This is a genomic window from Accumulibacter sp. (assembly GCF_032229525.1).
Lineage (GTDB): Bacteria > Pseudomonadota > Gammaproteobacteria > Burkholderiales > Rhodocyclaceae > Accumulibacter.
Map to the genome: position 1 here is coordinate 1 of NZ_JAVTWB010000143.1, position 8971 is coordinate 8971.

The following is an 8971-nucleotide window of genomic DNA, read 5'->3' on the forward strand; positions in this document are numbered from 1 at the left end:
CGGTGGTCGGCGGGCTGCTCTTCTCGCAGTTCCTGACACTCTATTTCACGCCGGTGATCTACCTCTACCTCGACCGCTTCAGCGAGTGGCTGAAGCGGCTTGGTAAACTGGGAAAAGGAGAAGGCGACCCCGTGTCCGCTTCGCGCCGGGGCATCGTGCCGTAGCTGCCGTCAAGATGCACAGTTAAGGAGCTGTTCAACAATGCGTCCGAGATTCTCGGGCGAGATGCCTCCGAGGTGTTTGAAGCGGAGGATGCCGGTGCGGTCGACGACGAATACCGTTGGCGTGCCGCGGATGTCGCCGAACGCTTCGCGTACTGCATCGGAGCGCATGGCCATCGGGAGGTCATAGGGGTTTCTGGAGACAAATGCTTTGACGTCGCCTGCTTCCTGGTCAAGCGACAGCGCCAGCACTTCCAGGCCCTTATCCTTATAGGCGTTGCGCAGCGCCTGGTAGCTTTCCATCTCGCCGACGCAAATCGGGCACCAGGTAGCCCAGAAGAGGTAAACGACTATCTTGCCCTGCAACTGGCGTCCTGTGATGCGCGTGCCGTCGATCAACTCGATATTCAGCAGTGGCAGCGGCTGCCCGACGTTTCCGTTGGCGTGCGCAGTGAGCGCGTGTGGAGCCACGACTATCGCCGTCGCCAACTGTAGCCACAAACGTCGCGATCTCCGGGTGTTTGTCGTGTCACTGCCGGACATGAAGACCTCCAGGCGAAGTTGAAAATCCCTCTCTTCGATGGAGGCGGAAGAGAGGGGTGTGGCTCAACGCACATGCGGAATGACTAATCTAGCCGCCACCGAGATAGAGGTTGCCAGGCATCGCCCGGAAGCCTTTGTCTATCTCCTCGAAGGTGCAGTAGCCCTTCTTGCCAGCCGCCTTGTCGAACTCCTTGGCCATGAAAGCGAGGTATTCGTCCTTCTCGACCTTGCCGTTCTTGTTGGTGTCGATGGTTCGAATGTCCACCTTGGCGGTCGGTAGGTCGGCCAGGGCCTGGCCGGAAACGAGACCGCCGGAAAGAGCCAGAAGCAGCGCGATGGCGGATGCGGAATTGACGAGTTTCATTTTGTGTCTCCTCAGAACGATTGATCTTGCGGTAACGGTCCGGTCGCCTGGTTTTCCATGACGCTGCCGGAACCTCGGTCTGCATGGCAGGAAGTTGCTTGATCCAACCTTCAGCCTGCAGCCTTAATGTAGCCCTGACAAGAATTGGAAAACATTCGTGCGTCTACCTAGCGATGGCGTGGTGATTACTTAAGGGCTCTTCGGAAGGGTTTTCGAGAAGGCCGCCATGCAGTGCGACGCGGACCAACTCTGCAAGCGATGTCACCCCGAGTTTCTGCATCACATGCGCTCGGTGCACTTCGACCGTGCGGGCGCTGATTCCGAGTTGGCGAGCAATCACCTTGTTCTGGCAACCGTTCACGACCAGGCGCAGGACGTCCACCTCGCGCGGTGATATCGGGGCGCGTCGGCCTGGAGGCGCTTCGTCGGCCACCGTCGTTGGCGAGGGGTCGGCATCGTTCGCCGCGCGCTTGAGCGCCGCGTGCACCGCGTCGATGAGGTCCTGATCGTCAAAAGGCTTCTCGAGGAAGTCCGCAGCGCCGCATTTCAGAGCGCGCACCGCCTGTTTGATGTCGCCGTGGCCGCTGATGATGATTGCCGGGATGAAGAGCCCCTTCTTGCGCAGCGTTTCCACCAGTTCGATACCGCTCATCAACGGCATTCTCAGGTCGCTTACCAGGCAGCACGGGCCACTGCTCAGCGGGTAAGCGAGTAGGGCATGGGCATCCGGAAAGCCGATGTGCGCGAGGCCGACCGACTGCAGCAGCAAACCCAGCGCATCGCGTACCGCGGGCTCGTCGTCGACGATGTAGACCACCGGAATATCAGTTTGCTGTGAGTTGTCCATGCCGTACCTCCCGTAAAACTATGTGGAATATCGCGCCGCCGGTGGCAGGTGTTTCCGCCCACAGCTGGCCGCCATGAGCCTCGACGATGGAGCGGCACAAGGCCAGGCCGATCCCGACACCATTTTTCTTGGTAGTGCAGAACGCCTCGAAGAGATGTTCTCGCTGACCGGCTTCAATACCTGGCCCGGTGTCACTGACCGAGACGTCGACCAGGTCGTCACCCGTGAGTTGGGCTGCCAGGACGATCTGTCGCAGCGACTTGCCTTGCTCTGCCATCGCTTCCGCGGCGTTGCGGATCAGGTTGATCAAGACCTGCTGGAGCTGGATTTCATCGCCATGAACCCGGCAAGGGCTGCGACCGGGAGCCAGCGCCAGGCTTGCCCCGTGCTGCCGGGCCTCCGGCTCGGCAAAGCGCGCTGTCTCTCGCAGCAGGTCATCGACCAGCAAATCGGTCGGTTGCCATGGCCTGTCCTGAACGAAGGCGCGGATACGAGCGACGATGACGCTGGCTCGTTGCGCCTGCGATGAGGCGCCGTCGAGGGCCTCCTGCACGCTGTTGCGCTGAAATTTGTCGGCTTGCAGGAAGCGCAGTGCTGCCTGAACGTAGGTGGTGATGGCCGTCAGGGGCTGCGCGACCTCGTGGGCAATGGCCACCGCCATTTCATCGAGTGACTTGACCCGCCCCATGTGCGCCAGCTGGCGCAGATGCTGCTGTGAGCGTTCCTCAGCTCTGCGGCGGTCGGTGATATCGGCGACTACTGCCATGGTGCCGGTCGGACGACCATCGGCAGCGGTCAAGCATCGAGCCGTGATCGCCAGCGTGCGACTGCCATGTTCCGGCACCGTCAGGGAGACCTCCGTCTCGATGTCGTGACCGGAGAGAACGGCGGTCGGAAGGGACTCAATGGTGGATGGTCCGGCGTCCTCGAAGAGGTCGGTCAGACGCAGGCCAATCAGTTGTGTTTCCGATTTGCCACATAGCATGCAGAAACGCTGGCTGGCGAAGTCGAGTCGTCCGTCGACGTTCAGGGTGACAACGCCTTCCGCCATCTGATCGATCAAGGCACGCTGTGCATGCTCGCTCTCGACGACGCGTTGCAGGTAAAGGTCGCGTTCGCAGGCGGCAGCTGCCAGGAACAGCGCTGTTGCCGTTGCCACAAAGAGGAAGAGGCTCAGGGAAATCAGCGATTCGTTCTGATTGGAGAGCATGAACGGGCCACTGCCACTGCCAGCGGCCCAGGTGGCAAAGACACCGGTTATGGCGATGACCAAGGCGGTTTCCCGTGGGCCGAAGCGCAAGGCTGCCCACAATACGGCGACGAAGATGGTGTACAGGACTGCCGAGCCTGGCGCCGCGACTGTCACCGAAAATCCGATGACGTTCAGGATCGCCGTCGCGAGGAGCAACAGACAGAACTCGACCCGGCGGCGAGGCAGCTTGGGCTCCGCTGTCCAGGCCAGGAACACGGGGGCGACGACAAGTATTCCGAGACTATGCCCGACGAATCCGATGATCAGCCCGCTCATGTTCTCTGCGTTCAGCTCGTAGCTGTTCCCGAGGAGTGCCAACAGGCCGATACGGAGAGCAATGCACAGCAGCGCCCCGGGCAAGGCACCCATGACGACAAAACCGGCGACATCGCGCGTCCGTTTCAAGCGTATGTCGATAGGGATGAGCCGAACCAGTAGCAGCCAGGCGACCAGGACCTCGGCGACGCTACCCACGGCAAGCGTCAGGGCTGGAATCGGGGCCCAGCCTGCGTACAGGCCAAAGAGAAAGTCACCGACAAGAACGCCGACAGCGGCCAATGGGCCGAGAATCAGTGCCGCTGCGACGGCTATGCCGGCGGCCGGCCAGATGCCGGCAAGACCATCTCCGACGGGATACAACTCAAGGGACAAGACGCCGGCAGCCAGGTAGGCCGCGGCCACCAGCGCGAGAGCCAGCAGCGTGCGCGCTGCCGTCCAGGTTGCCCTTGTTGCAGGAAGTAGAGGCTTCATCGTTTGCCTGTGCTGGGTGGCGTTTTGTCTCCTCGTTGCTTGGTCGCTCCACCGGCGGGCTTCTTACAGACGCTCAGCAAGTGTCAGAAAATCCGGCTTGCGACGACCAATGAGGAAAGGCCCGGTGCCGGGCAGGCAACCGGGAGATGCCAAGACTCTGACCGAGGAGCAGACCGCCATGATGACTACCTTGCATTACCTTGCCGATACGGAGCACCGTGTCATCGTCGGCAGCAGACAGTCCATGCGCGAGGTCATCCAGGTCTTCGCGGTTTGCCTCACGTTGCTGGCGGCCCCGCTGTCGGCCAGGGCGGCCCCGGTGAAGAACGGCTTCGACCTGGCTGGCGCCCTGGTTCCGGCCGAAGAGATTCTCGCCGGTGGTCCGCCGCGAGACGGCATCCCGGCCATTGACCAGCCCGTATTTCTCCCGGCGCGAGCGCCGGGAGACCTCAAGCTGCAGGACCGGGTACTCGGGGTGCTGGTGAACGGTGTCGCCAAGGCCTATCCCCTCGCCATTCTCAATTGGCACGAGATCGTCAACGACCACTTTGGGAAGACACCGGTGACGGTGACCTACTGTCCGCTGTGCGGCACGGGTATGGCTTTCCTGGCGGAGGTCGCCGGGCAGGCGATGAAGTTCGGCGTCTCGGGCCTGCTCTACAACAGCGATGTGCTGCTCTACGATCGACGGACGGAATCGCTATGGTCACAGATCGACCGGCGCGCGATCAGTGGCCCTCATCAGGGCGTGCGCCTTGTTTCACTGCCGCTGGAGCACACCAGCTGGCTCGACTGGCGGCAGCGTCACCCCGACACGTTGGTCTTGTCGCGCGACACCGGCCAGGTCCGCGACTACAACCGCGACCCCTATGCGGGTTACGAAAACAACCGCGAAACCTATTTTCCCGTCCGCTTCCGCGCGCAGGGTTACCACCCCAAGGAGCGGGTGCTGGGGCTGGAGATTGACGGCCAGTTCAAGGCTTATCCCTTCGCCGAACTGGCGAAGACCGATGGTACCGTTGGTGACCGGGTCGGCGGTCGCGCCATCGTCGTGCGCTTCGATGCGCAACATGCGAACGCCACGGCTCAGGACGCGGACGGCAAGCTTCTGGCCGGCGTGGTCGGTTTCTGGTTCGCCTGGTACGCCTTTCATCCCGAAACTCTGGTCTACAAGGCGCGGACTCAGGAAGCCGCAAAGGGCGCCCGCTGAACCGTGACATGACTTGTCGGCAGCGCCGACGCTCAAGCAAGCAGAAGGGGAAGAAAATGGATGCCTACAAGCCACTACGCGACTACGCCGCGATCGGCGATTGCCACGGTCACGCGCTGATCGCCACCAACGGCGACGTCGACTGGTGCTGCCTGGAGCGGCATGACCAGGACCCGGTGTTCTGCGGCCTGCTCGATCGCACCAGGGGCGGCACTTTGAGACTGACGCCGCGCGGCGTCATCAGCCGCGAGCGCAACTATCTTCCGGGCACCAACATGCTCGTCACACGGCTGCGCACCGAGACCGGCGTGGTAGAACTTGTCGACTTCATGCCGGTCGGACGGCGGCTCGATAACGGCCCGCACGACTATGTCGAACTCGTCGCCCCGGGCTGGCTGGTGCGCCGGGCGCGCGTGATCGAGGGCGAGGCCACCCTCGATCTACGCTATCAACCGTCGATCGCGTTTGCCGCCGAGCCGGTCAAGTTGCTTATCAAGGACGGCGGCATCGGTGGTGATGGCGTGCCGACGCTGTTCTGCAGCCATCAGCTGGCGGTCACCGGTGAGGATGTGGTAACCGGCACGATTCACCTGCGGGCTGACCAGCGCCTGGATCTGGTGCTCGCCGCCCGCTATACGATCAGCGAGCCGCCCTCGCGCCTTGTCGACCGTATGCAGGCCACGACGCAAGCGTTCTGGGTGGAATGGAGTGCCTACAACCGCTATCGCGGAGCGTACCGGGCTGCCGTCGAGCGCAGCGCGCTGAGCTTGAAGATGATGACCTTCGCCCCCACCGGTGCCATCGTTGCGGCGCTGACCACTTCGCTTCCCGAGGCGATCGGTGGTGAGCGCAACTGGGACTATCGCTATTCCTGGCTGCGCGATTCGTGCTTCGCGCTCTACGCACTGGCGGCCCTGGGTTATAGCGGTGAAGCCGAGCGCTACGTTGACTATCTCTCGCGCTGCGTCCGGCTGACCCTGCCCGACATCCGGATCATGTACGGCATTCAGCACGAACGCTTCCTGCCAGAGGTAACGCTCGACCACCTCGAAGGCTACGCGCAGAGTCGGCCCGTGCGGCGCGGCAACGCGGCCAGCACGCAGCGGCAGATCGATGTCTACGGACAGGTACTCGACCTTGCCGTGCTCTACGAGGCGCTCGGCGGTACGCTTGCGAAGCAGGATCGCCGCGTGCTGTGCACTTTCGTCGACGTCGCGCTGCGCCAGTGGCAAGAGCCCGATTGCGGTCTGTGGGAGATGCGCGACGAACCGAAGCAGCACGTGCACGGCAAGATGATGGCGTGGGTGGCGATGGACCGGGCGCTGCGCCTGTTCGGTCCGAACCCGGCCTGGGAGAGCGCCAGGGAGGCGATCGCTGATCAGATCCTGCGCCAGGGCACCGACGCCGATGGCGCCTTGCTGCAGGCCTTCGGTTCGGCGAGCGCAGATGCCGCGACGCTGCTCGCCCCGGCGCTCGGCTTTCCGCTGTCGAAGGCGGGCCTGGAAGCGACCCTGAAGCGGGTCGAGGGGGAATTGGCCGATGGCGCCTTCCTGAAACGCTACGCGGCCGGCGACGGTCTCGAAGGCGACGAGGGTGCGTTCCTCATCTGCAGCTTCTGGTGGGTCGACGCGCTTCTTGCCGCCGGGCGGGGTGAGCAGGCGAAAGCGTTGTTCGAGACGCTGCTCGGCTGCGCCAACGACGTCGGCCTTTACGCCGAAGAGTTCGATGTCGAAACCAGGAGTTTCCTGGGCAACATGCCGCAAGCCTTCACGCATCTGGCCTTGATCGGCTCGGCTGTGAACCTCGAGCTGTTCGAACGCGGTGGGGCAGCAGCCGTCGCCGGCAGTTACGCCGATCGGGCCAAGCGCGCGGTCGGCGCCACCTTCGGCGCCCGGGGACTGCTGGCGAGCCTGCGCCAGAGCGGCACTATCCACCGGCTGTCCTCGTCCGCGGCATCGATCATGCTCTGGCCGTGAGTGAACGCCTCCCGTCGCACACCCGATTCAGGATGGCGCGAGTTAACATGTCCTCTCGTGGAGGCAGGCAATGAAAATCCTGATCGTCGAAGACGAGCCGAAAACCGGGAATTATCTGAAGCAGGGGCTGGCGGAGGCTGGTTTCGTCGTCGATCTGGCGCGTGCTGGTGAAGACGGTCTGCACTGTGCGCTGAGCGAAGCCTACGATCTGGTGATTCTCGACGTGATGTTGCCGGGGATCGACGGCTGGACGGTGCTGCAGGGCATGCGGAAAGCAGGCAGGGAGATGCCGGTGCTGTTCCTGACGGCGCGCGACCACGTCGATGACCGGGTCCGTGGGCTCGAGTTGGGCGCCGACGACTATCTGGTGAAACCGTTCGCTTTCTCCGAGTTACTGGCTCGCGTGCGCACGCTGCTGCGACGGGGTGGCAGGCACAGGGAGCCGGAGTTCCTGTCTGTTGCCGATCTCGAAGTCGACCTGATGCGGCGACGGGTCAGCCGCGCTGGCAAGCGCATCGATCTGACAGCAAAGGAGTTCGCCTTGCTCGAGTTGCTGCTACGCCGGCGGGGCGAAGTCCTGCCCCGCTCGCTGATCGCCTCGCAGGTCTGGGACATGAATTTCGATAGTGATACCAATGTGATCGAGGTCGCGGTTCGGCGTCTTCGCGTCAAGGTCGACGAGGGTTTCGAAGCAAAACTGATCCGCACCGTACGGGGCATGGGTTATGTGCTCGAGGTCAGCGAGTGCGACTGATCGCACAGCGGTCGCTTACTTTCCGCTTGACCCTGCTGTTTTCCGGTGTGTCGGCAGCAGTACTGCTGTTGCTTGGTTTCCTGATCGGCGACTCGGTCGAGCGCCATTTCGTCGAGCAGGATATGGAAGTGCTCACCGGCAAGCTGAGCCTGGCCCGGCACGCTATCGAGAAAGTGCGTTCTCCAGACGAACTGGATCGCCTTCCGGAAAGGCTCGATGACTCGCTGGTGGGACACCCCGGACTGGCGGTGATGGTTGTCGGCCCGGCCGGACAGACGCTGTTCGCCACCCGTGGGGCGGCATTTCCCGAGGTACTTGTCGAGCGCGGTCAGCGCGGCGATCAGGTCGGCCCAAGCATCTGGAAAACCCCACAGGGCCAGCCGCTGCGAGGTATTTCGGCCCTCGCAGCCACCGCTATCGCGGGTCAAGCACCGGCCATCGTCGCGGTGGCCATCGATATCTCGCACCACGAACATTTCATGGCTTCGTTCCGCACCCGTCTGTGGTCGTTCGTCATCCTGGCGTCGGCCTTGTCCGGTGTCCTCGGCTGGATCGTTGTTCGACGCGGGCTTGCACCGCTGCAGGCGATCAAGCGCCAGGCAGCCGGCATCACGGCACAACGGCTCGATTCGCGTCTCGCCGCCGACGCGGTGCCGGTCGAACTGGCCGGCCTGGCCCAGACACTGAATGAGATGCTGGCCCGGCTCGAGGACTCGTTTCAGCGCTTGTCGGATTTCTCGTCGGACCTGGCGCACGAGCTGCGGACGCCGGTCAGCAATCTGCTGACGCAAACGCAGGTTACGCTGTCGAAGGACCGGACGCCGGAGGAGTATCGCGACATCCTGGCATCGAACGCCGAGGAATTCGAGCATCTGGCGCGGATGATCGCCGACATGCTGTTCCTGGCGAAAGCGGAGAACGGACTGATCGTTCCCCACCGGGAGTCGTTCGATCTGGCCGAGGAAGTCACGGGACTACTGGAGTTCTATGAGGCCTTGGCTGACGACAAACAGATCGAATTGACGCGCTCTGGCAGTGGTAGCGTTTTTGGCGATCGATCGATGCTGCGCCGGGCGATCAGCAATCTGCTGTCCAACGCTGTCCGTCACACGCC

The 8971-nt window shown here is 63.0% G+C and carries 8 protein-coding genes; 4 read left to right on the top strand and 4 right to left on the bottom strand.

The annotated features are described in order from the left end of the window. Positions 1–170 precede the first annotated feature (170 nt). The 4 genes from RUW20_RS10525 to RUW20_RS10540 all read right to left on the bottom strand — a co-directional run bounded on the left by RUW20_RS10525 (position 171) and on the right by RUW20_RS10540 (position 3917). Positions 171–632 carry a TlpA disulfide reductase family protein gene (locus RUW20_RS10525; RefSeq protein ID WP_313952162.1) on the bottom strand — a complete coding sequence of 154 codons (462 nt, stop codon included), beginning with the start codon at positions 630–632 and terminating at the stop codon, positions 171–173. 160 nt (positions 633–792) lie between these two features. Then, entirely contained in the window at positions 793–1068 is a 276-nt protein-coding gene (locus RUW20_RS10530; RefSeq protein ID WP_313952163.1) for a hypothetical protein, read from the bottom strand. Between the two features lie 163 nt (positions 1069–1231). After that, positions 1232–1915 carry a response regulator gene (locus tag RUW20_RS10535; protein WP_313952164.1) on the bottom strand — a complete coding sequence of 228 codons (684 nt, stop codon included), beginning with the start codon at positions 1913–1915 and terminating at the stop codon, positions 1232–1234. Further along, positions 1893–3917, bottom strand: coding sequence for an MASE1 domain-containing protein (locus RUW20_RS10540; protein WP_313952165.1), 2025 nt, complete (start codon positions 3915–3917; stop codon positions 1893–1895). The genes RUW20_RS10535 and RUW20_RS10540 overlap by 23 nt, the downstream gene beginning before the upstream one ends. 244 nt (positions 3918–4161) lie before the next feature. On the opposite strand from RUW20_RS10540, the gene RUW20_RS10545 reads away from it, so the two are divergent. The 4 genes from RUW20_RS10545 to RUW20_RS10560 all read left to right on the top strand — a co-directional run. After that, positions 4162–5127, top strand: a complete 966-nt coding sequence (locus tag RUW20_RS10545) for a DUF3179 domain-containing protein (RefSeq protein ID WP_409559344.1) — start codon at positions 4162–4164, stop codon at positions 5125–5127. A 56-nt stretch (positions 5128–5183) separates the two neighbouring features. Then, positions 5184–7103 carry a glycoside hydrolase family 15 protein gene (locus RUW20_RS10550; RefSeq protein ID WP_313952167.1) on the top strand — a complete coding sequence of 640 codons (1920 nt, stop codon included), beginning with the start codon at positions 5184–5186 and terminating at the stop codon, positions 7101–7103. A gap of 70 nt (positions 7104–7173) precedes the next feature. Continuing rightward, positions 7174–7857, top strand: coding sequence for a heavy metal response regulator transcription factor (locus RUW20_RS10555; RefSeq protein WP_313952168.1), 684 nt, complete (start codon positions 7174–7176; stop codon positions 7855–7857). Then, the coding region (locus RUW20_RS10560; protein WP_313952169.1) for a heavy metal sensor histidine kinase at positions 7848–8971 on the top strand (1124 nt) is incomplete at its 3' end. The genes RUW20_RS10555 and RUW20_RS10560, both read left to right, overlap by 10 nt.

Coding starts and splice junctions, on each gene's coding strand:
- RUW20_RS10555 (WP_313952168.1), top strand. CDS start 7,174: ATGAAAATCCTGATCGTCGAAGACGAGCCGAAAACCGGGAATTATCTG.
- RUW20_RS10545 (WP_409559344.1), top strand. CDS start 4,162: ATGCGCGAGGTCATCCAGGTCTTCGCGGTTTGCCTCACGTTGCTGGCG.
- RUW20_RS10540 (WP_313952165.1), bottom strand. CDS start 3,917: ATGAAGCCTCTACTTCCTGCAACAAGGGCAACCTGGACGGCAGCGCGC.
- RUW20_RS10530 (WP_313952163.1), bottom strand. CDS start 1,068: ATGAAACTCGTCAATTCCGCATCCGCCATCGCGCTGCTTCTGGCTCTT.
- RUW20_RS10535 (WP_313952164.1), bottom strand. CDS start 1,915: ATGGACAACTCACAGCAAACTGATATTCCGGTGGTCTACATCGTCGAC.
- RUW20_RS10550 (WP_313952167.1), top strand. CDS start 5,184: ATGGATGCCTACAAGCCACTACGCGACTACGCCGCGATCGGCGATTGC.